Here is a 26,080-nt window from a genome sequence, read left to right on the forward strand (position 1 = left end):
CGCCACGTGACACCGGGTGCCACGGCTCGTCGGAAGCGCCGTCACCAGATATCTCTTCCGCCGCACTGGCGGACCACCGCCCCGGCACGGTCCACACAAGCAAGGACCGAAAGCCGGACAGCACAACCGGTCGCCGAGCCAGACAGGCCGACGTCCGCTCCAGGGAAGGACCCTTCGTGAGCGACACCACCGATCTGATGGGCGCACGTGTCGAGGAGACCGCTGCCGCGCCCGCCACGGACGCCTCCGCGCCTGCCTCGGGTGCCGGCTCCCGGCGGCGCCGCGGTACCGGCCTCGAGGGCATGGTGCTGGCCGAGCTTCAGCAGGTCGCATCCGGCCTCGGCATCAGGGGCACCGCGCGGATGCGCAAGAGCCAGCTGATCGAGGTCATCAAGGAGGCGCAGGCCGGCGGCGGAACTTCCGCCAAGGCCGAGACCGCCACCGAGACCAAGCCCAAGCGCCGCGCGACCTCCAAGGCCCGCACGGGTGACGAGGCCGCCGAGAAGAAGGCGGAGCAGGCCGCCGAGGCCCCCGCCGAGAAGGCCGTGGCCCAGCAGCAGATCGAGATCCCCGGACAGCCGGCCGGCCGCGTCGGCGAGGCCGAGCGCGACGGGGACGACGCCCCGGCCGAGCGCCGCCGTCGCCGGGCCACCGCCGAGGTCGGCAGCCCCACCGCCACCGGCGCCGAGACCGCCGCCGCCGAGGCGCGGACCGAGCCGAAGGCCGAGACGCCCGCACAGTCCCCGCAGCAGGGCGACGCCGGTGACGAGGGCCGTGGCCGTCGTGACCGCCGTGACCGCGGCCGGGACCGCGACCGCCGCAACAAGGGCGACGAGCAGCAGGGCGGCGGCCAGGGCGGCCGCCAGGACCGTCAGCAGCAGCCGCAGCAGCAGGGCGGCGGCCGTCAGGACCGGAACGCCGGCCCGCAGGACGACGACGACTTCGGTGACGGCCGTCGTGGCCGTCGTGGCCGCTACCGCGACCGCCGTGGCCGCCGTGGCCGTGACGAGATCGGCGGCGCCGAGCCGCAGGTCGCCGACGACGACGTCCTGATCCCCGTCGCGGGCATCCTCGACATCCTCGACAACTACGCGTTCATCCGGACCTCCGGCTACCTGCCCGGCCCGAACGACGTGTACGTCTCCCTCGCCCAGGTCCGCAAGAACGGCCTGCGCAAGGGCGACCACGTCACCGGCGCGGTCCGCCAGCCCAAGGAGGGCGAGCGCCGCGAGAAGTTCAACGCGCTGGTCCGCCTGGACTCCGTCAACGGCATGGCGCCCGAACACGGCCGCGGCCGCCCGGAGTTCAACAAGCTGACCCCGCTCTACCCGCAGGACCGCCTCCGCCTGGAGACGGACCCCGGCGTGCTGACGACCCGGATCATCGACCTCGTGTCGCCGATCGGCAAGGGCCAGCGCGGTCTGATCGTGGCCCCGCCGAAGACCGGCAAGACCATGATCATGCAGGCCGTCGCCAACGCGATCACGCACAACAACCCCGAGTGCCACCTGATGGTCGTCCTCGTCGACGAGCGTCCGGAAGAGGTCACCGACATGCAGCGGTCGGTGAAGGGCGAGGTCATCTCCTCGACCTTCGACCGCCCGGCCGAGGACCACACCACGGTCGCCGAGCTGGCGATCGAGCGCGCCAAGCGCCTGGTGGAGCTGGGCCACGACGTCGTCGTGCTGCTCGACTCGATCACGCGTCTGGGCCGTGCCTACAACCTGGCGGCGCCGGCCTCCGGCCGCATCCTGTCCGGTGGTGTCGACTCGACCGCCCTGTACCCGCCGAAGCGCTTCTTCGGTGCGGCCCGCAACATCGAGGACGGCGGCTCGCTGACCATCCTCGCCACCGCGCTGGTGGACACCGGGTCCCGCATGGACGAGGTGATCTTCGAGGAGTTCAAGGGCACCGGCAACATGGAGCTCAAGCTCGACCGGAAGCTCGCCGACAAGCGCATCTTCCCGGCGGTGGACGTCGACGCGTCCGGCACCCGCAAGGAAGAGATCCTGCTCGGCAACGAGGAGCTGGCGGTCGTCTGGAAGCTGCGGCGCGTGCTGCACGCGCTGGACCAGCAGCAGGCGATCGAGCTGCTGCTCGACAAGATGAAGCAGACGAAGTCGAACGTCGAGTTCCTGATGCAGATCCAGAAGACGACGCCCACCCCCGGTAACGGGGACTAGCCGACAAAAGGCGGAGCCGCGGACCGGTTGTCGGCTGCGGGTTCGCCGTGGCTGGTCGCGCAGTTCCCCGCGCCCCCTCGGGGCGCGTCCAGGAACCGCCTCCTGCAATGCGCAGGGGGCGGTTCCTTGCGTTTTCCTCCCCAGGGTACGATCGCGCGTCGGTCAATTGACCGAATCACGAACTCCTGATCCCGAGGGGGGACTTAGGTGGGTACACCCACGTCCGGGAGCGGTCGTCACAGACGCCGGATGCGTTTCGCACTGCCCGTGGCCGCGGCCGGAATCGCCGCCGCCGTCACGGCCGCACTGATCTCGACCTCCGCCAGCGCGGCCACCCAGCCGGTGCCCACGGCCAAGCCGGTCGTCAGTGCGCCGTCACAGGCCGTCCTGAACAAGCGGATCGCCCGTGCGATCACCGCCGACAGCGGTACGACGGCCACGAAGAACTCCACGGCCACCGCGAGCGGTTCGGCCGTCTCGCCGAAGATCATCGGTGGCGGTACGACCACCATCACCGCGGCGCCGTGGATGGCCCAGCTCTGGTACTACGACGACAAGGGCACCACCAGCACCAGCGACGACGTCGGCTTCTTCTGCGGCGGCTCGGTCATCTCGCCCACGAAGATCCTCACGGCCGCGCACTGCGTCAAGGGCTTCAAGTGGAGCACCACGGACTCCGCGGTCGTCACCGGCACCGCCTCGCTGCCCACCACCAACAGCGACGGCACCGCCAACCTGCACGGCGGCACCGCCACCGGTGTGTTGCGCCAGTGGAACCACCCGTCGTACAGCGTGTCCACCGACGGAGCCCCGAACAACGACATCGCGGTGCTCACCCTCGCGGCCCCCGTCAAGGCGACCCCGATCCGCATGACGACGAACACCGACACCGCGTCGTACACGGGCACGGCGGCCACGACCGCCAAGGCCTACGGCTGGGGCCGGACCAGCTCCACCTCGGACGACATCTCCGACACGCTGAAGACGGCCACGCTGCCGATCGACACGGACGCCACCTGCACCGCCGCCTACGGCAGCACCGACTTCGTCAAGGGCCACATGGTCTGCGCGGGCACGGCCGCCACCGGCAGCGACACCGGCACGACGACCACCTGCAACGGCGACTCCGGCGGTCCGCTCGTCGTCGGCGGCAGGATCGTCGGCGTGGTCTCCTGGGGCGTCGAGGACTGCGTCGCCAAGGGCGCCTACGCCGTCTTCACGAAGGTCAGCACCTATGTCGGTGCCGCCTACGCGCAGATCGCCGACACGAACCTGAGCTACACCGACGGCAAGGCCGACCTGTTCGCCCGCAAGTCGTCGAACAAGGTCGGCTACGAGCTGGACTCCAAGGGCACCTCGTTCGCCGCCCGCCAGTCCTGGGGCGACTGGAGCGGCGTCAACGTCATCCTCCAGGCCGACCTCGACCGGGACGGTTTCCAGGACCTCGTCTACCGGGTGTCCTCCACCGGTGACATCTACTGGGACCACTTCGTGCTGAACAGCGCCCAGACCAGCGGTTCCTGGGCCACGAAGAAGATCTTCACCAACTGGAAGACCCGCAAGGCCATGGTGATCCCCGGTGACCTCACCGGCGACTACCTGCCCGACGTGCTCTCCGAGGACTCCAGCGGCGTGCTGTGGCTGTACCCCGGCAAGGGCAACGGCACCTTCGCGGCCCGCGTCAAGATCGGCGGCGGCTGGAGCCAGTACAACCAGCTGCGCGGCGTCGGCGACTTCAACGGCGACGGCAAGGCCGACCTGCTGGCCCGCAAGAGCAGCGGCGGCGACCTGTACCTGTACAAGGGCACCGGCAAGTCCGGCACCGGCCTCTTCTCGGCCCGGGTGAAGGTCCGCGCCGGCTGGACCGGCTTCAACACCCTCGCCGCGGTCGGCGACCTGACCGGCGACGGCAAGGCCGACCTCGTGGCCCGGACGACCGGCGGCACGCTCTACCTGTACCCGGGCACCGGCAAGGCGACCAGTGAGATCTTCGGCACAAGGAAGTCGCTCGGTACCGGTTTCCAGCAGTACGACATCTTCGGCTGACATGGCTGGTGAGCGGGGTTTCGCCCCGCTTGCCCGGTGACTGCCGGTCACTCGGTGTGCCCATCGCTCCACGCGGTGGGCACACTGCGTTGTGCAACCCTTTCCCGAGTTTCGCCGTCTGACCTGGCGGAGCGACGATGGTCCGGATACGTGCCGATGATCCCGGTACGCCGGGCCTGACCCTGAAAGCAGGGGGTAACCGACCAGTCGTACGAGAACAGAGGAGCCCATGACCGCCGAGAGCACGCCCGGTCCGGGCATACCCGGGCCCGGTACGAAGGCCACGAGCCACCGCAGGTCCCGAGGGGCGGGCCGCAGGGCGCTCCATGCCACGGCCTGGACGGCGGCCGGCATCCTCGTCCTCGGCGGCGCCGGCGTCGGCTACCTGTACTTCAAGCTCAACGGCAACCTCAAGACCGTCGACATCAACCAGATGCTCGGCTCCGACCGGCCCGCCAAGGTCGACAACGGTTCCGAGAACATCCTGGTCCTCGGCTCGGACACGCGTTCCGGCGCCAACAAGAAGCTCGGCGGCGGCGCGGACGACGGCAGCGCCCGCTCCGACACGGCGATGATCGTCCACGTCTACAAGGGCCACAAGAAGGCCGCCGTGGTCTCCGTCCCCCGGGACACCCTGGTCGACCGCCCCGCCTGCACCGACGCGCACGGCACCACGCACTCCGCCGCGACCGGCGTGATGTTCAACTCCGCGTACTCCACGGGCGGCGCGGCCTGCGCGGTCAAGACCGTCGAGGCGATGTCCGGCATCCGGATGGACCACTACCTGGAGGTCGACTTCTCCGGCTTCCAGAAGCTCATCGACGAGCTCGGCGGCGTCGAGGTCACCACGACGAAGGCCATCGAGGACCGGGAGAGCCACCTCGACCTCAAGGCCGGCACCCACACGCTGAACGGCAAGCAGGCCCTCGGCCTCGTCCGCACCCGGCACGGCGTCGGCGACGGCTCCGACCTGGGCCGCATCCAGCTCCAGCAGGCCTTCATCAAGGCCCTCGTCAACCAGGTCAAGCAGGTGGGCGTCTTCACCAGCCCCAAGAAGCTGTACGACCTGTCCGACACCGCGACGAAGGCGGTCACCACCGACTCCGACCTCGGCTCGGTGAACTCCCTCGTCGACTTCGCGAACGGCCTGAAGTCCATCGACTCCAAGAACATGCACATGGTCACGATGCCGGTCGAGTACGACCCGTCGAACCCGAACCGGGTGATCGTGGCGAAGGCGAAGGCGAAGCTGGTCTGGAACGCCCTGAAGAACGACCGGCCGATCCCGGCCTCCGCCACGAAGGGGACGGCGACGGGGCAGGCCAAGGGGGTCGTGACCTCGTAGTCCGGGTGCGGGTGCGTGGCGGCTTGCCGCGCGGTTCCCCGCGCCCCCGAGAAGGCGGGTCCACCGGACCGCCCCGAGAGGGGCGCGGGGAACCGCGCGCTCAGCCCCCAGGCACCCGCAGGGAATAGATCACCTGAGCCCCCGGTTTTGGGGGATGCGGCCAGTGCTGGCAGACTGGTACGTCGGCCCCGGTTCACGCCCCGCAAGCCCGCGAAGGCGACCCGGTGCCCTCCCGAAATCTAGGAGAATCCCTTGAAGCGCGACATCCACCCCGAGTACGTCGAGACGCAGGTCAGCTGCACCTGTGGCGCGTCGTTCACGACTCGTAGCACCATCACCAGCGGCACCATCCGCGCCGAGGTCTGCTCCGAGTGCCACCCGTTCTACACGGGCAAGCAGAAGATCCTCGACACCGGTGGCCGCGTGGCCCGCTTCGAGGCCCGCTTCGGCAAGGCTGCCGCCGGCTCCAAGAAGTAGCGAGCCCCATTTCGCCGGTCCACGGCCACGCCCCTGCGAGGGTGTGCCCGGGACCGGCGTTTTTGGTCGCCCGCCTTCCCCTCCCCACGCCGTAGCAGTATCAGGAGCCAAAAATGTTCGAGGCCGTCGAGGAACTCGTCGTCGAGCACGCAGACCTGGAGAAGAAGCTCGCCGACCCGTCGGTCCACGCCGACCAGGCCAACGCGCGCAGGCTGAACAAGCGCTACGCCGAACTCACCCCGATCGTCGCCACGTTCCGCTCCTGGAAGCAGACCGGCGACGACATCGAGACCGCGCGTGAACTGGCCGCCGACGACCCCGACTTCGCCGCCGAGGTCAAGGAGCTGGACAAGCAGCGCGACGAGCTCACCGAGAAGCTGCGCCTGCTGCTCGTCCCCCGGGACCCGTCCGACGACAAGGACGTCATCCTGGAGATCAAGGCCGGCGCGGGCGGCGACGAGTCCGCCCTCTTCGCCGGTGACCTGCTACGCATGTACCTGCGGTACGCGGAGCGCGTCGGCTGGAAGACCGAGGTCATCGACTCCACCGAGTCCGAGCTCGGCGGCTACAAGGACGTCCAGGTCGCCGTGAAGACCAAGGGCGGCAACGGCGCGACCGAGCCCGGCCAGGGCGTCTGGGCGCGGCTCAAGTACGAGGGCGGCGTGCACCGCGTGCAGCGCGTGCCGGCCACCGAGTCGCAGGGCCGTATCCACACCTCCGCCGCGGGTGTCCTCGTCACGCCGGAGGCGGAGGAGGTCGACGTCGAGATCAACCCGAACGACCTCCGGATCGACGTCTACCGGTCCTCCGGGCCCGGCGGGCAGTCCGTCAACACCACCGACTCCGCCGTGCGCATCACGCACCTGCCCACCGGAGTCGTCGCCTCCTGCCAGAACGAGAAGAGCCAGCTGCAGAACAAGGAGCAGGCCTTGCGTATCCTGCGCTCCAGGCTGCTCGCAGCGGCGCAGGAGGAGGCGGAGAAGGAGGCCGCCGACGCCCGCCGCAGCCAGGTCCGCACCGTCGACCGCTCCGAGAAGATCCGCACGTACAACTTCCCGGAGAACCGCATCTCGGACCACCGCGTGGGCTTCAAGGCGTACAACCTGGACCAGGTCCTGGACGGCGACCTCGACGCGGTGATCCAGGCCTGCGTCGACGCGGACTCGGCGGCCAAGCTCGCGGCCGCGTAAGGCACGTACGCACGACGACCGAGTACGACACGGAGGACCAGCGTGAACCTGCTGCTCGCGGAGGTGGCCCAGGCCACCCAGCGGCTGGCCGACGCCGGCGTGCCCTCGCCGCGCAACGACGCGGAGGAGCTCGCCGCGTTCGTGCACGGCGTGAAGCGGGGCGCGCTGCACTCCGTCAAGGACTCCGACTTCGACGCCCGCTACTGGGAGGTCGTCGGCCGCCGGGAGCAGCGCGAGCCGCTCCAGCACATCACCGGGCGGGCGTACTTCCGCTACCTCGAACTCCAGGTGGGTCCCGGCGTGTTCGTGCCGCGCCCGGAGACCGAGTCCGTCGTCGGCTGGGCCATAGACGCCGTGCGCGCCATGGACGTGGTCGAGCCCCGCATCGTCGACCTGTGCACCGGTTCCGGCGCCATCGCGCTCGCCCTCGCCCAGGAGGTCCCGCGCTCGCGCGTGCACGCCGTGGAGCTGTCCGAGGAGGCGCTCCAGTGGACCCGCAAGAACATGGCGGGCTCCAGGGTCGACCTGCGCCAGGGAGACGCCCTGGACGCCTTCCACGACCTCGACGGCCATGTCGACCTGGTCATCTCCAACCCTCCGTACATCCCGCTCACCGAGTGGGAGTACGTCGCCCCCGAGGCCCGCGACTACGACCCGGAGCTGGCCCTGTTCTCCGGCGAGGACGGCCTGGACCTGATCCGGGGCATCGAACGCACCGCGCACCGGCTGCTGCGCCCCGGCGGTGTCGTCGTCATCGAGCACGCCGACACCCAGGGCGGCCAGGTGCCGTGGATCTTCACCGAGGAGCGGGGCTGGGCCGACGCGGCCGACCACCCGGACCTCAACCGGCGCCCCCGCTTCGCGACCGCCCGCAAGGCGCTGCCGTGAGCACCCCGCAGGCAGTGTTTTCCGACGTCCAGATGTACGTGTACGAGGAGGCCCGCTAGACATGGCACGGCGATACGACACCAACGACGCGACCGACCGCGTGACGGGTCTGCGCGAGGCCGCGTCCGCCGTCCGCCGGGGCGAACTGGTGGTGCTGCCGACCGACACGGTGTACGGCATCGGCGCCGACGCGTTCACCTCGGAGGCGGTCGCCGACCTCCTCGACGCCAAGGGCCGGGGCCGCAACATGCCCACCCCCGTGCTGATCGGGTCCCCGAACACGCTGCACGGTCTCGTCACCGACTTCTCCGAGCTGGCCTGGGAGCTGGTCGACGCGTTCTGGCCGGGCGCCCTCACGCTGGTCGCCAGGCACCAGCCGTCCCTCCAGTGGGACCTGGGGGACACCAGGGGCACGGTGGCCGTCCGGATGCCCCTGCACCCGGTCGCCATCGAGCTGCTCACCGAGGTCGGTCCGATGGCCGTCTCCTCCGCCAACCTCACCGGCCACCCGTCCCCGGAGACCTGCGACGCCGCGCAGGAGATGCTCGGCGACTCCGTCTCCGTGTACCTCGACGGTGGCCCGACCCCCGGCAACGTCCCCTCGTCGATCGTCGACGTCACCCGCGAAGTTCCGTTGCTGCTGCGTGCGGGCGCGATCTCGGCGGAGGAGCTGCGGAAGGTCGTACCCGACCTTGAGGTGGCGAATTGACAGCCCCTGACGCGGGGCGTGGCATAGGCAACGGGGAAAGCGCGGCGGAGATCACGACGACGTTCGTGGGGCTGCCGCGTGACAGCTTCCGCATCCTCCACGTCAGCACCGGCAACGTGTGCCGCTCGCCGATCACCGAGCGGCTGACCCGCCATCTCGTGACGGACCGGCTCGGCGCCTTCCTCGGCGGCGGGCTGGTCGTGGAGAGCGCGGGTACCTGGGGCCACGAGGGCGCGCCCATGGAGGCCAACGCGGAGGCCGTCCTCGCCGACTTCGGCGCGGACGCCTCCGGTTTCGTGGGCCGCGAACTGCTCGACGAGCACGTGATCCGGGCCGACCTGGTCCTGACCGCGACCCGCGACCACCGCCAGCAGGTCATCTCCATGGGCCACTCCGCGGGCCTGCGCACCTTCACGCTGAAGGAGTTCACCCGGCTGGTCCGCGCGATAGACCCGGCGACCCTGCCGCCGACGTCGGAAGGCGTGGTCGTCCGGGCGCGTGCGCTGGTCCGTGCGGCGGCGGCCCTCCGCGGCTGGCTCCTGGCACCGACCGCGGAGGCGGACGAGGTCTACGACCCGTACGGCGCCCCGCTGCCCTTCTTCCAGTCCATCGGCGACGAGATACACGAGGCCCTGGACCCGGTGGTCACGGCACTGACAGGCGTTGCGGCGCGAATGTAGCCCGCATCCCTCACACCGCCCTGCGGAACGCCTGCCCACGGCGGTGGCGGTTGCCGGGGCTGGGTGCCTGGTGAGACGCGTGGGGTGCGGCGCCCCGTAAGGGGCGCGGGGAACTGCGCGGGCAACCCCCACGCACCCGCGGCCGCGGGACCGGCCGCAACCGCCCCTCCGGCAGCGCGACGGCCCGGCTCCCACGACCGTACGTACAAACCGCGCGTCCGCCCCACACCCGACCTACATTGGACATACGTCACCGTCGACCGCCCGGAGCACGTCATGTCGGTCACCCCTGCCCTCCTCGAGGGCGATCTCCTGCGACGGCAGGATCCTGAGCTGGCCGAGATCCTGCTGGGTGAGGTGGCCCGGCAGTCGACGTCGTTGCAGCTGATCGCCGCCGAGAACTTCACCTCGCCGGCCGTGCTGGCCGCGCTCGGGTCGCCGCTCGCCAACAAGTACGCCGAGGGATATCCAGGCACCCGCTACCACGGCGGCTGCGAGATCGTGGACGTCGCCGAGCGGCTCGCCGTCGACCGGGCCAAGGCGCTGTTCGGCGCCGCGCACGCCAACGTGCAGTCCCACTCCGGGTCGTCGGCCGTCCTGGCCGCGTACGCGGCCCTGCTGCGCCCCGGCGACACCGTGCTGGCCCTGGGGCTGCCCTACGGCGGCCATCTCACGCACGGCTCGCCGGCCAACTTCTCCGGCCGCTGGTTCGACTTCGTCGGGTACGGCGTGGACGCCGAGAGCGGGCTGATCGACCACGACCAGGTGCGGGCGCTGGCCCGCAGCCACCGGCCCAAGGCGATCGTGTGCGGGTCCATCGCCTACCCCCGGCACATCGACTACGCCTTCTTCCGCGAGGTCGCCGACGAGGTGGGCGCCTATCTGATCGCCGACGCCGCCCATCCCATCGGGCTCGTCGCCGGGGGAGCGGCACCGAACCCGGTGCCGTACGCCGACGTGGTGTGCGCGACCACGCACAAGGTGCTGCGCGGGCCGCGCGGCGGGATGCTGCTGTGCGGTGCGCCCGAGCTGGCCGAGCGGCTCGACCGGGCGGTGTTCCCGTTCACGCAGGGCGGTGCGCAGATGAACGCCGTCGCCGCGAAGGCGGTCGCGTTCGGGGAGGCGGCAACACCGGCGTTCACCGCGTACGCCCATCAGGTGGTCGCCAATGCGAGGGTTCTCGCGGCCGGGCTGGCGCAGGCGGGACTGGCCGTCACGACCGGGGGCACCGACACGCATCTGATCACCGTCGACACCGCACCGCTCGGCGTCGCGGGGAAGACCGCCCGGGGGCGGCTCGCGGCCGCCGGGATCGTGCTGGACTGCTGCGCCCTGCCGTACGGCGACGTGCGGGGGCTGCGGCTGGGCACGGCCGCCGTCACCACGCAGGGCATGGGCGAGGCGGAGATGACCCGGATCGCGGCGCTGCTGGCGGGCGTGGTGAGCGGTGTCACTGACGTGGGGAGGGCGCGTGCCGAGGTGCGCGAGCTCACCGGTAGATTTCCGCCGTATCCCGGGTGAGACGGGGTAGGCGCAGCGTCGGACGCCCGGTTGTGAGTCCGGCTCACAGCGTTGCGTGCAACCATCGTCGCTACCCGGAAGTCCCCATACATATGCGTCCCTCGCTAGGGTGTGGGGCTGTGATGGCCAGCGAGACATGTGGGGAAGCCTGTGCGTGAATACCTGCTGACGCTCTGCATCACGGCCGCGGTGACGTACCTGCTGACAGGGCCGGTGCGGAAGTTCGCGATCGTGGCGGGGGCCATGCCGGAGATCCGGGCACGTGACGTGCACCGGGAGCCCACTCCGCGGCTCGGCGGGATCGCGATGTTCTTCGGCCTGTGCGCGGGTCTGCTGGTCGCCGACCACATGTCCAACCTCAACGAGGTCTTCGAGAAGTCGAACGAGCCGCGGGCGCTGCTCTCCGGCGCGGCGCTGATCTGGCTGATCGGCGTGCTCGACGACAAGTTCGAGATCGACGCGCTGATCAAGCTGGGCGGTCAGATGATCGCCGCGGGCGTCATGGTCATGCAGGGTCTGACGATCCTGTGGCTGCCCATCCCGGGTGTCGGTCTGGTCGCACTGACCCCGTGGCAGGGCACCCTGCTGACGGTGGCCCTGGTGGTCATCACCATCAACGCGGTCAACTTCGTCGACGGCCTGGACGGCCTCGCCTCCGGCATGGTCTGCATCGCGGCCGCGGCGTTCTTCATGTACGCCTACCGGATCTGGTACTCGTACGGCATCGAGGCCGCCGCCCCGGCGACCCTCTTCTCGGCGATCCTCATGGGCATGTGCCTGGGCTTCCTGCCGCACAACATGCATCCCGCCCGGATCTTCATGGGCGACTCCGGGTCGATGCTGATCGGCCTGGTGCTGGCCGCCGGTGCGATCTCGGTCACGGGGCAGGTCGACCCGGACGCGATGAACCTGTTCGCGGGGTCCGAGCGCAGCACCGTGCACCAGATGGTCCCGGTCTACATCCCGCTGCTGCTGCCGCTGACGATCATCGCGGTGCCGGCCGCCGACCTGGTGCTGGCGATCGTGCGCCGCACCTGGCGCGGCCAGTCGCCGTTCGCGGCGGACCGGGGGCACCTGCACCACCGGCTCCTGGAGGTCGGCCACTCGCACAGCAGGGCCGTGCTGATCATGTACTTCTGGGCGGCGCTGATCGGCTTCGGGGCGCTGGCCTACTCGGTGAACTCGGCGTCCATGTGGATCGTGCTCGGCGTGGTGTTCCTCAGCGCGATCGGCCTGGGGCTGCTCCTGCTGCCGCGGTTCACGCCGCGGGCGCCGCTGTGGGCGCAGGCCTTCGTGCCGCCCCGCTACCGGAGTCGTGGGGTGGTCGAGCCGGTCGAGTCGGCCGAGGAGCCGGCGGTGGCAACGGCCCAGGTCGCGGCCTGCGTCGAGCAGGAGGAGCCGGAGGAACCGGAGAAGCCGAGCGACGAGCACCGCTCCCCGGTGACGGCCGGTTCGACCGCCATCGGCACCCGCTCGCGCTTCCTGGACCGGCGGGCTTCCGAGACCTCCCGCTGACCCTGCCAAGGTAAGAATCTGACTAGAGCATTGCCAAGTCGTGGGGGTCCAAAGGCCCCCAATACCAGACACAACGGCCCGGTTTTCGCTCAGACGCGCAGGTTCACTCTCATGTGTGACAGCGAGCACACCTACCAGGTAAAGACCTCATCAAATAGTTTGTGATACGGTTCACGAGAACCCCGGACAGAGTCGATGGACCCGACTGCGACGGTCCGTCAGCGTGAGGTCTTCGACCCTCCGACCGGGACTACGCTCGTCCATGACGACACCTGCCCCCCTGTGAAAGCGGAGTTGCCGCCATGCCGTCCAATGACGCCCGGAACCTGGCCCAGGCCGCCGTACCCACGGCTGCCGTCGGCGTGCTCGCCGCCGTCGTCAGCGGCGTGGTCGCGGGCGGCAAGGGGGCGATCGGTGCGCTCGTCGCGACGGTGATCGTGATCCTCTTCATGGGGATCGGTCTGTACGTCCTGCAGCGCACCGCGAAGTCGTTTCCCCAGCTGTTCCAGATGATGGGCCTGATGCTCTACGCGGCCCAGCTTCTGCTGCTGTTCATCTTCATGGCCGCGTTCAAGAACACGACGCTGTTCAACCCCCGGGCGTTCGCCATCACGCTCGTGGCCGCCACGCTCACGTGGATCGCGGCCCAGACCCGCGCCCACATGAAGGCCAAGATCCTCTACGTCGAACCCGACAAGACCGACAAGGTCGAGAAGACCGGGCATTCCTCGTGAGAGGTAGGGCCGGGATAAAGGCGCACGAGAGATGCTGCTATCGTCCGGTGCCAACTGCGGCATCGCGGGCGCGGGCATCTGAGCTGACGCCTGCTCAATCGCGAGGCGAGATGCCCCCCAGCCGCCCCCACATCCGTAACACCAGTCCCGTGCCGAACCGCGGCCCTGTGCCGCGCCGACACAACGAGGTTGCCGTATCCATGCGCCACGATGAAGGAGCCCGCGGTGAGTGCTGACCCGACGCAGACGCTCGCTTTCGACACGAGCTGTCACCTGTTCGACGGGTGTGGCTTCCCGGCTCCGGGCCTGCACTCGTTCCTGTTCAAGCCGCTCTTCGGCGACGCGGACAGCAACCTGTACTTCAACAAGACGATGCTGCTGGCGCTGCTCGGGTCGATCATCATCGTGGGCTTCTTCTGGGCCGCCTTCGCCCGCCCGAAGGTCGTCCCGGGCAAGCTCCAGATGATCGCCGAGTCCGGCTACGACTTCGTCCGGCGCGGCGTCGTCTACGAGACCATCGGCAAGAAGGAAGGCGAGAAGTACGTTCCGTTCGTCGTCTCGCTGTTCTTCTTCGTCTGGATGATGAACCTCTGGTCCATCATCCCGCTCGCCCAGTTCCCGGTCACCGCGATCATCTCGTACCCCGCGGTCCTGGCCGGCCTGGTCTACATCACCTGGGTCTCGCTGACCTTCAAGCGTCACGGCTTCGTCGGCGCCTTCAAGAACTTCACCGGCTACGACAAGTCGCTCGGCGCGGTCCTGCCGCTGTCGATGACGATCGAGCTCTTCTCGAACCTGCTCGTGCGGCCCTTCACCCACGCCGTCCGACTCTTCGCGAACATGTTCGCCGGCCACACCCTGCTGCTGCTCTTCACGATCGCCAGCTGGTACATGCTGAACGGCATCGGTATCGCCTACTCCGCCGTGTCGTTCGTGATGGTCATCGTGATGACCGCCTTCGAACTCTTCATCCAGGCTGTTCAGGCCTACGTCTTCGTACTGCTGACCTGCAGCTTCATCCAGGGCGCGCTCGCCGAGTCGCACTGAGCGCCAACCCGCCCCACCACCCATGGCATCCGGTGGCCAACCCCCACCGGTCATTGAAAGAGAAGGAAGAACCGGCATGTCCGTTCTGCACGAGACCCTGGCCGCTGTCCAGATCAAGGGCAACCTCGGCTCCATCGGTTACGGCCTCGCCGCGATCGGCCCGGGCGTCGGCGTCGGCATCATCTTCGGTAACGGCACGCAGGCCCTCGCCCGCCAGCCCGAGGCGGCCGGCCTGATCCGCGCCAACCAGATCCTCGGCTTCGCCTTCTGTGAGGCGCTCGCCCTGATCGGTCTGGTCATGCCGTTCGTCTACCCGGCCTCCTGACCCGACCGTCGCGCACCATTAGACGAAAGGCACTGATATGAGCCCCCTGGTTCAGCTGGCGGCGGAGGAGGCCGAGAACCCCCTCATCCCGCCGATCCCAGAGCTCGTCATCGGCCTCATCGCCTTCGTCATCGTCTTCGGCTTCCTCGCCAAGAGGCTCCTTCCGAACATCAACAAGGTTCTGGAGCAGCGCCGCGAGGCGATCGAGGGCGGTATCGAGAAGGCCGAGGCCGCGCAGACCGAGGCCCAGAGCGTCCTTGAGCAGTACAAGGCGCAGCTGGCCGAGGCCCGGCACGAGGCCGCGCGCCTGCGCCAGGAGGCTCAGGAGCAGGGCGCCACGCTCATCGCCGAGATGCGCGCCGAGGGCCAGCGGCAGCGTGAGGAGATCGTCGCCGCCGGTCACGCCCAGATCGAGGCCGACCGCAAGTCCGCCGCGCAGGCGCTCCGTCAGGACGTCGGCCACCTGGCCACCGACCTGGCCGGCAAGCTCGTCGGCGAGTCCCTCGAGGACCACGCCCGGCAGAGCCGTGTGATCGACCGCTTCCTCGACGAGCTTGAGGAGAAGGCCGAGGCGGCTCGATGACAGCGCACGGAGCGAGCCGCGAGGCCCTGGCAGCCGCACGCGAGCGTCTCGACGCGCTGACGGACGCCACGTCCGTGGACGCGACGCGGCTCGCCGACGAGCTGGCGGCCGTCACCGCGCTGCTCGACCGCGAGGGCGGCCTGCGCCGGGTCCTCACCGACCCGGCGCAGTCCGGCGAGGCCAAGGCCGAGCTGATCCGGCGCCTGATCGGCGGCCAGGTCTCCGAGACCACCGCCGACCTGGTGTCCGGGCTGGTCCGGTCCCGCTGGTCGCAGCCCCGTGACCTGGTGGACGCGCTGGAGGAGCTGGCGAACACCGCCGACCTCACCGCCGCGGAGCGGTCCGGCACGCTGGACGACGCCGAGGACGAGCTGTTCCGGTTCGGCCGGATCGTCTCCTCGAACACCGGACTGCGCGCCGCGCTCACCGACCGCAAGGCCGGCGCCGCCGCGAAGACCGAGCTGCTGCACCGGCTGCTCGGCGGCCGCGCCAAGCCGGTCACCGAGCGTCTGGTCACGCGCCTTGTGACCGTGCCGCGTGGACGTAGCCTGGAAGCGGGCCTGGAGGCCCTGTCCAAGCTCGCCGCGGACCGCCGCAGCCGCGTCGTCGCCGTGGTCACCTCGGCGGTGCCGCTGAGCGAGCCGCAGAAGCAGCGCCTGGGCGCCGCCCTCGCGAAGCTCTACGGCCGCACGATGCACCTCAACCTCGACGTCGACCCCGCGGTCGTCGGCGGGATCCGGGTGCAGGTCGGTGACGAGGTCATCAACGGTTCCATCGCGGACCGGCTCGAGGACGCGGCCCGCCGCATGGCGAGCTAGTACCAACTCAAGAGTCAGTACGTACTTACGGCCCTGGTTGGGCCGGTGTGCAGAAGAATCCTGGGGGTCGCCCCCAGACCCCCCAAGTGAAACTTCGGGCCCAACAAGGAGAGCAGGGAACCCAGATGGCGGAGCTCACGATCCGGCCGGAGGAGATCCGGGACGCACTGGAGAACTTCGTCCAGTCGTACAAGCCGGACGCGGCCTCGCGCGAGGAGGTCGGTACGGTCACCCTTGCCGGCGACGGCATCGCGAAGGTCGAGGGTCTTCCCTCGGCCATGGCCAACGAACTGCTGAAGTTCGAGGACGGCACCCTCGGCCTCGCGCTCAACCTGGAAGAGCGCGAGATCGGCGCCATCGTCCTCGGTGAGTTCAGCGGCATCGAGGAGGGTCAGCCGGTGCAGCGCACCGGTGAGGTCCTCTCCGTCGCGGTGGGCGAGGGCTACCTCGGCCGCGTCGTCGACCCGCTCGGCAACCCGATCGACGGCCTCGGCGAGATCGAGACGTCCGGCCGCCGCGCCCTGGAGCTGCAGGCTCCCGGCGTCATGGCCCGTAAGTCGGTGCACGAGCCGATGGAGACCGGCTACAAGGCCGTCGACGCCATGACCCCGGTCGGCCGCGGCCAGCGTCAGCTGATCATCGGCGACCGCCAGACGGGCAAGACCGCCCTGGCCGTCGACACGATCATCAACCAGCGCGACAACTGGCGCTCGGGCGACCCGAAGAAGCAGGTCCGCTGCGTCTACGTCGCCATCGGCCAGAAGGGCTCGACCATCGCCTCCGTGCGTGGCGCCCTGGAAGAGGCCGGCGCGCTGGAGTACACGACCATCGTCGCCGCCCCGGCGTCCGACCCGGCCGGCTTCAAGTACCTGGCGCCGTACACCGGCTCGGCCATCGGCCAGCACTGGATGTACGACGGCAAGCACGTCCTCATCATCTTCGACGACCTCTCGAAGCAGGCCGACGCCTACCGCGCCGTCTCCCTGCTGCTGCGCCGCCCGCCGGGCCGTGAGGCCTACCCGGGTGACGTCTTCTACCTGCACTCCCGTCTCCTGGAGCGCTGCGCGAAGCTCTCCGACGAGATGGGTGCCGGCTCGATGACCGGTCTGCCGATCGTCGAGACCAAGGCCAACGACGTCTCGGCGTTCATCCCGACCAACGTCATCTCCATCACCGACGGCCAGTGCTTCCTGGAGTCGGACCTGTTCAACGCCGGTCAGCGCCCCGCGCTGAACGTCGGTATCTCCGTCTCCCGAGTCGGTGGTTCCGCGCAGCACAAGGCGATGAAGCAGGTCTCCGGCCGTCTGCGTCTGGACCTGGCCCAGTACCGCGAGCTGGAGGCGTTCGCCGCCTTCGGTTCCGACCTGGACGCCGCGTCGAAGTCGCAGCTGGAGCGTGGTCAGCGCCTGGTCGAGCTGCTCAAGCAGGCCCAGTACCAGCCGATGTCCACCGAGGACCAGGTCGTCTCCGTGTGGGCCGGCACCACCGGCAAGATGGACGACGTCCCGGTCTCCGACATCCGCCGCTTCGAGAAGGAGCTGCTTGAGTACCTGCACCGCAAGGAGCAGGGCCTCATGACCTCCATCAAGGAGGGCGGCAAGATGTCGGACGACACCCTCACCGCTGTTGCCGACGCGATCGCCGACTTCAAGAAGCAGTTCGAGACCTCGGACGGCAAGCTTCTCGGCGAGGACGTTCCGGCCGCGGCCAAGTGACGTAAGGAAGGGACCTGACTCATGGGAGCCCAGCTCCGGGTCTACAAGCGTCGCATCCGATCCGTCACCGCGACCAAGAAGATCACCAAGGCGATGGAGATGATCGCCGCCTCGCGTGTCGTCAAGGCGCAGCGCAAGGTGCGGGCCTCCGCGCCGTACGCGACCGAGCTCACCCGCGCGGTCACGGCGGTCGGCACCGGCTCCAACACCAAGCACCCGCTGACCACCGAGGCGGAGACGCCGACGCGTTCCGCGGTGCTGCTCCTCACGAGCGACCGCGGTCTCGCCGGTGCCTTCAACTCGAACGCCATCAAGTCCGCCGAGCAGCTGACGGCGCGCCTTGAGGCGGAGGGCAAGGAGGTCGACACCTACATCGTCGGCCGCCGCGGTCTGTCCCACTACAACTTCCGCGAGCGCAAGGTCGTGGATTCGTGGTCGGGCTTCACCGACGAGCCCACGTACGCGGACGCCAAGAAGGTCGCGGCGCCGCTGATCGAGGCCATCGAGACCGAGACGGCGGACGGCGGCGTGGACGAACTCCACATCGTCTACACCGAGTTCGTGTCGATGATGACGCAGACGGCGCTCGACGACCGGCTGCTGCCGCTGAGCCTCGACGAGGTCGCGGAGGAAGGCGCCGCCAAGGGCGACGAGATCCTCCCGCTGTACGACTTCGAGCCCTCGGCGGAGGACGTCCTCGACGCCCTGCTGCCGCGCTACGTGGAGAGCCGCATCTACAACGCGCTGCTCCAGTCGGCGGCTTCGAAGCACGCCGCCACGCGGCGCGCGATGAAGTCGGCCACCGACAACGCGGGCGAGCTGATCAACACGCTCTCCCGTCTTGCCAACGCGGCCCGCCAGGCCGAAATCACCCAGGAAATCAGCGAGATCGTCGGTGGCGCCAGCGCCCTGGCCGACGCGACCGCGGGGAGTGACCGATAATGACCACCACTGTTGAGACCGCGACGGCCACGGGCCGCGTCGCCCGGGTCATCGGCCCGGTCGTCGACGTGGAGTTCCCCGTCGACGCGATGCCCGACATCTACAACGCCCTTCACGTCGAGGTGGCCGACCCGGCCAACGCCGGCGAGAAGAAGACGCTGACCCTGGAGGTCGCCCAGCACCTGGGTGACGGCCTGGTCCGCACCATCTCCATGCAGCCCACCGACGGTCTGGTCCGCCAGGCGCCGGTCACCGACACCGGCGACGGCATCACCGTCCCGGTCGGCGACTTCACCAAGGGCAAGGTGTTCAACACCCTCGGTGAGGTGCTGAACGTCGACGAGCAGTACACGGGCGAGCGCTGGTCCATCCACCGCAAGGCCCCGAACTTCGACGAGCTCGAGTCGAAGACCGAGATGTTCGAGACCGGCGTCAAGGTCATCGACCTTCTCACCCCGTACGTCAAGGGTGGAAAGATCGGTCTGTTCGGCGGTGCCGGCGTCGGCAAGACGGTGCTCATCCAGGAGATGATCTACCGCGTCGCCAACAACCACGACGGTGTCTCCGTGTTCGCCGGTGTCGGCGAGCGCACCCGTGAGGGCAACGACCTCATCGAGGAAATGGCCGACTCGGGCGTCATCGACAAGACCGCCCTGGTCTTCGGCCAGATGGACGAGCCCCCGGGCACCCGTCTGCGCGTCGCGCTGGCCGGCCTCACCATGGCCGAGTACTTCCGTGACGTCCAGAAGCAGGACGTGCTGTTCTTCATCGACAACATCTTCCGCTTCACGCAGGCCGGTTCCGAGGTCTCGACCCTGCTCGGCCGGATGCCCTCCGCGGTGGGCTACCAGCCGAACCTGGCCGACGAGATGGGTCTCCTCCAGGAGCGCATCACCTCGACCCGTGGTCACTCGATCACCTCGATGCAGGCGATCTACGTCCCCGCGGACGACCTGACCGACCCGGCCCCGGCCACCACCTTCGCCCACCTCGACGCGACGACGGTGCTCTCCCGTCCGATCTCGGAGAAGGGCATCTACCCGGCCGTGGACCCGCTGGACTCCACGTCCCGGATCCTGGACCCGCGCTACATCGCGGCGGACCACTACAACACCGCGATGCGCGTGAAGACGGTCCTCCAGAAGTACAAGGACCTCCAGGACATCATCGCGATCCTCGGTATCGACGAACTGGGCGAGGAGGACAAGCTCACCGTCCACCGTGCCCGTCGCGTGGAGCGCTTCCTGTCCCAGAACACCCACGTCGCCAAGCAGTTCACCGGCGTCGACGGGTCGGACGTCCCGCTGGACGAGTCGATCGCGGCCTTCAACGCGATCATCGACGGCGAGTACGACCACTTCCCGGAGCAGGCGTTCTTCCTGTGCGGTGGCATCGAGGACCTGAAGGCCAACGCCAAGGAGCTGGGCGTCTCCTGAACACCCTGAGTTCTCCGGAACTCCTTGTGTTCTTCGTGTGAGGGGGCGGGCGCGTCCCGCCCCCTCACGCACGCCTACTAGAATTGACCCCAACACCCGGCGCCCCTGCCGGGTGGTGACCCGAGGAGCCACCCTTGGCTGCTGAGCTGCACGTCGAGCTCGTCGCCGCGGACCGCCAGGTCTGGTCCGGCGAGGCCACCCTGGTCGTCGCGCGCACCACGTCCGGCGACATCGGCGTCATGCCCGGTCACCAGCCGCTGCTCGGTGTGCTGGAGTCGGGCCCGGTGACCATCCGTACGAGTGATGGTGGAACGGTCGTCGCCGCGGTGCACGGCGGTTTCATCTCGTTCGCGGACAACAAGCTCTCGCTGCTCGCCGAGACCGCCGAGCTGTCGGACGAGATCGACGTCCAGCGCGAGGAGCGTGAGCTGGAGCGCGCGAAGGCGGCGGGCGACGCCACTGCCGAGCGACGCGCCGACGTCCGTCTGCGGGCGGCGACCGCGCGCTGACACACTGCGTTCATGCGTTGACGTAACCCAGCCGCGGCTGGGACCGGAGCCACTCCGGTCCCAGCCGCGGCTGAGGTAGATCTGGGTCTTTTTACGTTCCATTACCTAGGAGACGGGGAGGTCGGTGCCGATGGTCCTCGCTCTGACTGTGGCCGGAGTCGTGGTCGTGCTGGTGGTGGTGGGACTCTTCCTGTTCGGCCTGCGCCGCAGACTGATCCAGCGCTCCGGCGGCACCTTCGACTGTTCCCTGCGCTGGGACGTCCCCGAGAAGACGGACACCAGCGGCAAGGGCTGGAGCTACGGCGTCGCCCGCTACAACGGCGACAGCGTCGAGTGGTACCGCGTCTTCTCCTACGCCTACCGCCCCCGCCGGGTCCTGGCGCGCGACCGGATCGAGGTGGCCGGCCGCCGCCTCCCCGAGGGCGAGGAGGAACTGGCCCTGCTCTCCGACGCGGTCATCCTCGCCTGCACCCACCGCGGCACCCGCCTCGAACTCGCGATGAGCGAAGACGCGCTGACCGGTTTCCTCGCGTGGCTGGAGGCGGCACCGCCCGGGCAACGGGTGAACGTCGCCTAGTTCATTGCCTGACATATGGGGTTGGGTACGTCGACCTGACTGACGATCACGACGGGACGGGACGTGGAGTCGCCGAGCGTCACCGTGACGTCGAGGGGGAGGGCGGCCAGCAGGGCCGCGAGTGTGGTCCCGGCGAACATCCCGAAGGATGCGGCCCTGGACTTGACGGGCCGTCCGGCCGTGATGGGCCTGTTGGGCCTGTGGTGCGTCATTTCTTCCCCCGAAGGACTTGCGCTGCTTTCCGGTTGAGATATCGATTCTGCCCGGTCAGCGGATGCTTCCCGGTGGCCGATCGGATCTCCGCGAGGGCCGGATGGCCCCTTCCGCGCACGCGGGGGGCGTGCGGGGCGTGAAACGCGTCCGTCGCGGACGACCCGGAGGCCGCCCGCGACGGTGTGGGGCGGGCGGAGGTTCAGCTCAGCCCGGAGTTGATGGCGCTCACCAGCTCGCCGTTGCTGGTGTCGCCGCTGAACTCCCAGAAGAACGCGCCGCCGAGGCCCTGGGTCTTGGCCCAGCTCATCTTCCCGGCGATCGTCGACGGGGTGTCGTAGGACCACCAGTTGGTGCCGCAGTGGGCGTATGCCGTGCCCGCGACGGTGCCGGTGACCGGGCAGGACGTCTTGAGGACCTTGTAGTCCTCGATGCCCGCTTCGTACGTTCCGGTCGCCGCGCCCGTGGCCGTGCCGCCCGGCGCGTCCTGGGTGACGCCGGTCCAGCCTCTGCCGTAGAAGCCGATGCCGATCAGCAGCTTGCTCGCCGGTACGCCCTGCGCCTTGAACTTGGCCATCGCGTCGGCGGTGTCGAAACCGGCGGTCGGGATGCCCGTGTACGAGGTGAGCGGGGAGTGCGGGGCGGTCGGGCCGGTGGTCGCCCAGGCGCCGAAGAAGTCGTACGACATCACGTTGTACCAGTCGACGTACTGCGAGGCGCCCGCGTAGTCGGTGGCGTCGATCTTGCCGCCGGCCGAGCCGTCGGCCGTGGTGGCCGCGGTGACCAGGTTGTTCGAGCCGAACTTGGCGCGCAGTGCGGACATCAGGTTCTTGAAGGCCGCCGAGCCGCTGGTGTCGCAGCTCAGCCCGCAGGCGTTCGGGTACTCCCAGTCGATGTCGATGCCGTCGAAGACATCGGCCCAGCGCGGGTCCTCGACCAGGTTGTAGCAGGAGTTCGCGAACGCGGTCGGGTTGGCCGCCGCCTGCGCGAAGCCGCCGGACCAGGTCCAGCCGCCGAAGGACCACAGGATCTTGATGTTCGGGTACTTGGCCTTCAGCTCGCGCAGCTGGTTGAAGTTGCCGGCCAGCGGCTGGTCCCAGGTGTCGGCGACGCCGCTGACCGACTGGTCGGCGGTGAACGTCTTCTGGTAGTCCGCGTAGGCGTCGCCGATCGCGCACTGGCCGTTCGTCACGTTGCCGAAGGCGTAGTTGATGTGCGTGATCTTCGCGGCGGAGCCGGACGTCACCAGGTTCTTGACCTGGTAGTTGCGGCCGTAGATGCCCCACTCGGTGAAGTAGCCGAGCTTGACCTTGGAGCCGGTGGTCGGGGGAGTGGTCGTACCGCCAGTGGTGTGGACGGCGGCCGCGCCGCTGACCGGTCCGGTCTGGTTCGCGGTGTCGCGGGCCTGGACCGTGTACGAGTAGTCGGTACCGGCCGTGAGACCCGAGTCGGTGTACGACGTGGAGGTCACCGTGGAGACCACCCTGCCGTCACGCAGGACGTCGTAGTTCTTGACGCCGTTGTCATCGGTGGCGGCGGACCAGTTCAGGGTCACCGAGGTGTCGGTGACGCCGGACGCGGTCGGGGTGCCGGGCGCGGACGGGGCCGAGTCACCGGGGACGGTGGTGCCGCCGTCACAACTGGCGCCGTTGAGCAGACAGTTGCTCGGCGATCCCGAACCCGCTCCGTTGAAGCCGAAGGAGACGGAGGCGCCGGGGGCGATGGAGCCGTTGTAGGACTTGTTCTTGGCGGTCCAGTGGGTGCCGGAGGAGGTGACGTCCGCGTCCCACGCGGAGGTGACCGAGGTTCCGGAGGGGTAGTCCCACTCGACGGTCCACGAACTGATGGCCGTGGTACCGGTGTTCTTGACGGTCCACTGGCCGCCGAAGCCGGTACCCCAGTCCTGGGTCTTGGTGTAGGTCGCGGTGGCGGACGTCGCGGCCTGGGCGGGGCTCGCGATGCCGACCAGGCCGGCCAGGGGGAGCACCAGTGTCGCGAGCCCTGCTGCGACTCTGTGTCTGAAGCGCATGCTGCGCCTCCCTCTTGATCGGGGGTGACGTGGGCATGACTGAGCCTTCATGCCCATGGTGCGGCGAGAATAGAAAGGTCTGGACCACCGGTCAATAGGTCTGGACCACTTTCCCTGCGACTCTGTATACGACCCCTCGGATCCCCAACTCCTGCGCCGGCACCGCCGCTTGCGCCCGGCTGCGCAGCTCCGGCTGCGCCGGCAAACGGCTGACGTGGGTCTTCGCCGTGGCCCCGGCGATGTCGAGGCGGCCCCGCGGTCTCGGCGTCGGACAGCCCGCCGCCGAGACAGGACAGCACCTCGCGCTCGCGCCGGGTGAGCCTCTCCACCACACGATCCGCCGGCTCGGCGGTCACGCCGCCCACCGCCCGGCCGGCGCCCCCGCACGCCCCGGCGCAGGAGAGCCGTACCCTGACCGGACGGTGAGGGGAGGGCGCATGGGTGGGACGGGCGGTCCCGGATCGGTCCTGGTCGTGGACGACGATCCGGCCATCCGGCGTTCGCTGGAGCGCGGACTGCGGCTGAGCGGCTTCCGGGTGCGGACGGCGGACGACGGCCACGCGGCGCTCGCGGCGGTCGAGCGGACCCCGCCGGACGTCCTCGTCCTCGACGTGTCGATGCCCGGCCTGACCGGCATCGAGGTGTGCCGGCGGCTCCGCGGCGACGGCCGGGACCTCCCGGTGCTGATGCTCTCGGCGCTCGACGAGACCGCCGACCGTATCGCCGGTCTCCAGGCGGGCGGCGACGACTACCTCGTCAAGCCGTTCGCCCTGCAGGAACTGGTGCTGCGGCTGCACGCGCTGCTGCGGCGCCGGCCGCCCGCGGGCGAGGTGCTGCGGACCGCGGGCCTGGTGATCGACCCGGCGGCCCGTACCGCCGCACGGGACGGCCGGCCGCTGGAACTGACCCGGCGCGAGTTCGAGCTCCTTGAGGTGCTCGCCCGCAACGCCGGACTGGTTCTCACCAGGGACCAGCTCCTGGAACGGGTGTGGGGCTACGACTTCGACGTGCGCACCGACGCCGTCGACACCTTCGTCAGCTATCTGCGGCGCAAGCTGGAGGCCGGCGGCCGGTCCCGGCTCGTGCACACCGTCCGCGGCGTGGGATTCGTCCTGCGGGACGAACCATGAGGCTGTCCACCCGCATCGGACTCGCGGTCGGGGTCACCGTGCCGCTCCTGGTGCTGGCCTCCGGATGGCTGCTGCTGCAGCTGGTCAGGCAGGACCTGCACAGCGCCGAGGACGACCACCTGCGGACCCGCGCCGCCGCCGTCACCCCGGACGCCCGTGCCCTGCTGCGGGCCAGTGCCGGCGGCCGGCCCAAGGCGGCCGACAACCGGGAACGCCTGCTGTACAGCGCCGCCCTCGACGTCGGCGTCCGCGTCGTCGGACCCGACGCCACCTTCAGCGGCGGCCCCCAACCGGACGCCGCGGTGCGGCTCCCGGCGCGGGCGGACACTCCGGTCACCGTCCGGGACGGCGCCACCGGCTGGCGCGCGCTGTCCGTGCCGATCCGGACGGCCCGCGGTCCCGGGACGCTGTGGGTCTTCTCGACCGACGCCGCCGACCAGGCCCAACTCCGGCTCGTGCGGCGCCGGGTGGCGGTGACGACGTTGCTCGCCGCACCGCTGTCCGGCCTGCTCGCCTGGGGCATCGCCACCGGCGCGACCGGCCCGCTGCGCCGCCTGGGACGTCGTACCGCCGGACTCGACCCGCGCGCCAGCACCGCCCGGCTGCACCACGAGCCGACCGGGGTGACCGAGGTCGACGAGCTGGCCGCGACCCTCCGGAAGGTCCTCGCCCGCTACGACGAACAGGCCGCCCGCACCGCCGAGGCCCTGGACACCGCCCGCTCCTTCTCCGCCGCCGCCGCCCACGAACTGCGCACCCCGCTCATGAGCATGGGCACCAACCTCGACATCCTCGTCGGCCACCCCGACCTGCCCGAACCGGACCGCACGGAGGTCCTCGCCGATCTGGGCCACGAGCACGCCCGGCTGCTCGGCCTGCTGGTGATGCTCCGCGAACTGGGGCGCGGTGACCTGGTCGAGGCGGAGGCCCTGGTGACCGTGGACCTCGCCGAGACCGCGGACGCGGCGGCCGCCGAGGCCCGGCGGGGTGCCCCGGACGCCCGGATCACCGTCGAGGCGGCACCGGGGCTCACGGTCCACGGCTGGGAGCCGGGACTGCGGCTGCTCCTGGACAACCTGCTCGCCAACGCGCTGGCGCACGGCCGGGAGCCGGACGGCCGGGCGACCGTCACGGTCGGGCTGCGCGGTGCGGACGGGCAGGCCGTGATCACCGTCGACGACCGCGGGCCGGGCGTGCCGCCCGCCGAACGGAGCCGGATCTTCGAGCGGTTCCGGCGCGGCCCCGGCAGCTCCGGCTCGGGGCTCGGCCTGACCCTCGTCGCCCAGCAGACCGCACTGCACGGGGGCCGGGTCACGGTCACGGCCGGTCCGGACGGCAGCGGCGCACGCTTCGAGGTACGGCTGCCCCGGGCGGGTGGTGCGCTGCCGGCCCACCGGGACTGGCTGATCGCCACAGCCCGGACAAACCAGTCACAGAGTTTTCCCAAAGACGGTTCCTAGCCTCCGTCGCG

At 69.9% G+C, this 26,080-nt stretch carries 24 protein-coding genes and 1 pseudogene; 22 read left to right on the forward strand and 3 right to left on the reverse strand.

The features are described from left to right. The first annotated feature begins 176 nt into the window (after positions 1-176). The 20 genes from rho (at position 177) to ACIQVL_RS46640 (ending at position 21,240) form a co-directional block, all read left to right on the forward strand. A complete protein-coding gene (gene rho / locus ACIQVL_RS46545) occupies positions 177-2,183 on the forward strand; it encodes a transcription termination factor Rho (protein WP_403478605.1) in 2,007 nt (668 codons plus the stop codon). 249 nt (positions 2,184-2,432) lie between these two features. Beyond that, a complete protein-coding gene (locus ACIQVL_RS46550) occupies positions 2,433-4,229 on the forward strand; it encodes a trypsin-like serine protease (RefSeq protein WP_403478606.1) in 1,797 nt (598 codons plus the stop codon). A gap of 229 nt (positions 4,230-4,458) precedes the next feature. After that, positions 4,459-5,574, forward strand: coding sequence for an LCP family protein (locus ACIQVL_RS46555; protein WP_403444488.1), 1,116 nt, complete (start codon positions 4,459-4,461; stop codon positions 5,572-5,574). 252 nt (positions 5,575-5,826) lie between these two features. Then, entirely contained in the window at positions 5,827-6,051 is a 225-nt protein-coding gene (gene rpmE / locus ACIQVL_RS46560) for a 50S ribosomal protein L31 (RefSeq protein ID WP_062155333.1), read from the forward strand. A gap of 113 nt (positions 6,052-6,164) precedes the next feature. Next, positions 6,165-7,241, forward strand: a complete 1,077-nt coding sequence (prfA, locus tag ACIQVL_RS46565) for a peptide chain release factor 1 (protein WP_403444485.1) — start codon at positions 6,165-6,167, stop codon at positions 7,239-7,241. A gap of 42 nt (positions 7,242-7,283) precedes the next feature. Further along, positions 7,284-8,129, forward strand: a complete 846-nt coding sequence (gene prmC / locus ACIQVL_RS46570) for a peptide chain release factor N(5)-glutamine methyltransferase (protein ID WP_403444482.1) — start codon at positions 7,284-7,286, stop codon at positions 8,127-8,129. A 61-nt stretch (positions 8,130-8,190) separates the two neighbouring features. Beyond that, positions 8,191-8,838, forward strand: coding sequence for an L-threonylcarbamoyladenylate synthase (locus ACIQVL_RS46575; protein ID WP_189268510.1), 648 nt, complete (start codon positions 8,191-8,193; stop codon positions 8,836-8,838). Continuing rightward, positions 8,835-9,518 (forward strand): protein-tyrosine-phosphatase, encoded by a 684-nt coding sequence (locus ACIQVL_RS46580; RefSeq protein WP_403444479.1) that lies wholly within the window; start codon positions 8,835-8,837, stop codon positions 9,516-9,518. The genes ACIQVL_RS46575 and ACIQVL_RS46580 overlap by 4 nt, the downstream gene beginning before the upstream one ends. 276 nt (positions 9,519-9,794) lie before the next feature. Further along, on the forward strand, positions 9,795-11,039 hold the full coding sequence (gene glyA / locus ACIQVL_RS46585; protein ID WP_403478607.1) for a serine hydroxymethyltransferase: 1,245 nt from the start codon (positions 9,795-9,797) through the stop codon (positions 11,037-11,039). 150 nt (positions 11,040-11,189) lie between these two features. Further along, the gene (locus ACIQVL_RS46590) at positions 11,190-12,554 is read left to right on the forward strand and encodes an MraY family glycosyltransferase (protein WP_403444474.1); all 1,365 of its coding nucleotides are present in this window, start codon (positions 11,190-11,192) and stop codon (positions 12,552-12,554) included. Between the two features lie 302 nt (positions 12,555-12,856). After that, positions 12,857-13,288, forward strand: a complete 432-nt coding sequence (locus ACIQVL_RS46595) for a hypothetical protein (RefSeq protein WP_403478608.1) — start codon at positions 12,857-12,859, stop codon at positions 13,286-13,288. Between the two features lie 210 nt (positions 13,289-13,498). Beyond that, entirely contained in the window at positions 13,499-14,335 is an 837-nt protein-coding gene (atpB, locus tag ACIQVL_RS46600) for a F0F1 ATP synthase subunit A (protein WP_393809642.1), read from the forward strand. 76 nt (positions 14,336-14,411) lie between these two features. Beyond that, positions 14,412-14,660, forward strand: coding sequence for a F0F1 ATP synthase subunit C (locus ACIQVL_RS46605; RefSeq protein WP_067003022.1), 249 nt, complete (start codon positions 14,412-14,414; stop codon positions 14,658-14,660). 37 nt (positions 14,661-14,697) lie between these two features. After that, positions 14,698-15,243, forward strand: a complete 546-nt coding sequence (locus ACIQVL_RS46610) for a F0F1 ATP synthase subunit B (protein WP_403444469.1) — start codon at positions 14,698-14,700, stop codon at positions 15,241-15,243. Beyond that, positions 15,240-16,061, forward strand: a complete 822-nt coding sequence (locus tag ACIQVL_RS46615) for a F0F1 ATP synthase subunit delta (RefSeq protein WP_403444466.1) — start codon at positions 15,240-15,242, stop codon at positions 16,059-16,061. Before ACIQVL_RS46610 ends, ACIQVL_RS46615 begins: the two co-directional genes overlap by 4 nt. A 125-nt stretch (positions 16,062-16,186) precedes the next feature. Beyond that, entirely contained in the window at positions 16,187-17,776 is a 1,590-nt protein-coding gene (gene atpA / locus ACIQVL_RS46620) for a F0F1 ATP synthase subunit alpha (RefSeq protein WP_403444463.1), read from the forward strand. A 21-nt stretch (positions 17,777-17,797) separates the two neighbouring features. Further along, positions 17,798-18,718 carry a F0F1 ATP synthase subunit gamma gene (locus ACIQVL_RS46625; RefSeq protein ID WP_403444460.1) on the forward strand — a complete coding sequence of 307 codons (921 nt, stop codon included), beginning with the start codon at positions 17,798-17,800 and terminating at the stop codon, positions 18,716-18,718. Further along, a complete protein-coding gene (atpD, locus tag ACIQVL_RS46630) occupies positions 18,718-20,154 on the forward strand; it encodes a F0F1 ATP synthase subunit beta (RefSeq protein ID WP_362596823.1) in 1,437 nt (478 codons plus the stop codon). The genes ACIQVL_RS46625 and atpD overlap by 1 nt, the downstream gene beginning before the upstream one ends. A 134-nt stretch (positions 20,155-20,288) precedes the next feature. Beyond that, on the forward strand, positions 20,289-20,663 hold the full coding sequence (locus ACIQVL_RS46635; RefSeq protein ID WP_189268499.1) for a F0F1 ATP synthase subunit epsilon: 375 nt from the start codon (positions 20,289-20,291) through the stop codon (positions 20,661-20,663). Between the two features lie 130 nt (positions 20,664-20,793). Then, positions 20,794-21,240: a DUF2550 domain-containing protein gene (locus ACIQVL_RS46640; RefSeq protein ID WP_403444303.1), complete on the forward strand. Its 447-nt coding sequence runs from the start codon at positions 20,794-20,796 to the stop codon at positions 21,238-21,240. Here the strand turns inward: ACIQVL_RS46640 and ACIQVL_RS46645 are convergent. The 3 genes and pseudogenes from ACIQVL_RS46645 to ACIQVL_RS46655 form a co-directional block, all read right to left on the reverse strand. Next, positions 21,237-21,452 (reverse strand): hypothetical protein, encoded by a 216-nt coding sequence (locus tag ACIQVL_RS46645; protein WP_403478609.1) that lies wholly within the window; start codon positions 21,450-21,452, stop codon positions 21,237-21,239. The genes ACIQVL_RS46640 and ACIQVL_RS46645 overlap by 4 nt on opposite strands. A gap of 200 nt (positions 21,453-21,652) precedes the next feature. Beyond that, on the reverse strand, positions 21,653-23,479 hold the full coding sequence (locus ACIQVL_RS46650) for a glycosyl hydrolase family 18 protein (protein WP_403444308.1): 1,827 nt from the start codon (positions 23,477-23,479) through the stop codon (positions 21,653-21,655). A 91-nt stretch (positions 23,480-23,570) separates the two neighbouring features. After that, positions 23,571-23,856, reverse strand: a pseudogene (locus tag ACIQVL_RS46655) (LuxR C-terminal-related transcriptional regulator); the annotation flags it as partial. A 60-nt stretch (positions 23,857-23,916) separates the two neighbouring features. Here ACIQVL_RS46655 and ACIQVL_RS46660 point away from each other — a divergent pair. Both ACIQVL_RS46660 and ACIQVL_RS46665 read left to right on the forward strand, forming a co-directional pair. Further along, entirely contained in the window at positions 23,917-24,609 is a 693-nt protein-coding gene (locus tag ACIQVL_RS46660; RefSeq protein WP_403444311.1) for a response regulator transcription factor, read from the forward strand. Then, positions 24,606-26,069, forward strand: coding sequence for a sensor histidine kinase (locus ACIQVL_RS46665; protein ID WP_403478610.1), 1,464 nt, complete (start codon positions 24,606-24,608; stop codon positions 26,067-26,069). The genes ACIQVL_RS46660 and ACIQVL_RS46665 overlap by 4 nt, the downstream gene beginning before the upstream one ends. Positions 26,070-26,080: the final 11 nt, after the last annotated feature.

Origin of the sequence: Streptomyces sp. NPDC090499, assembly GCF_044769305.1 — a bacterium.
Lineage (GTDB): Bacteria > Actinomycetota > Actinomycetes > Streptomycetales > Streptomycetaceae > Streptomyces.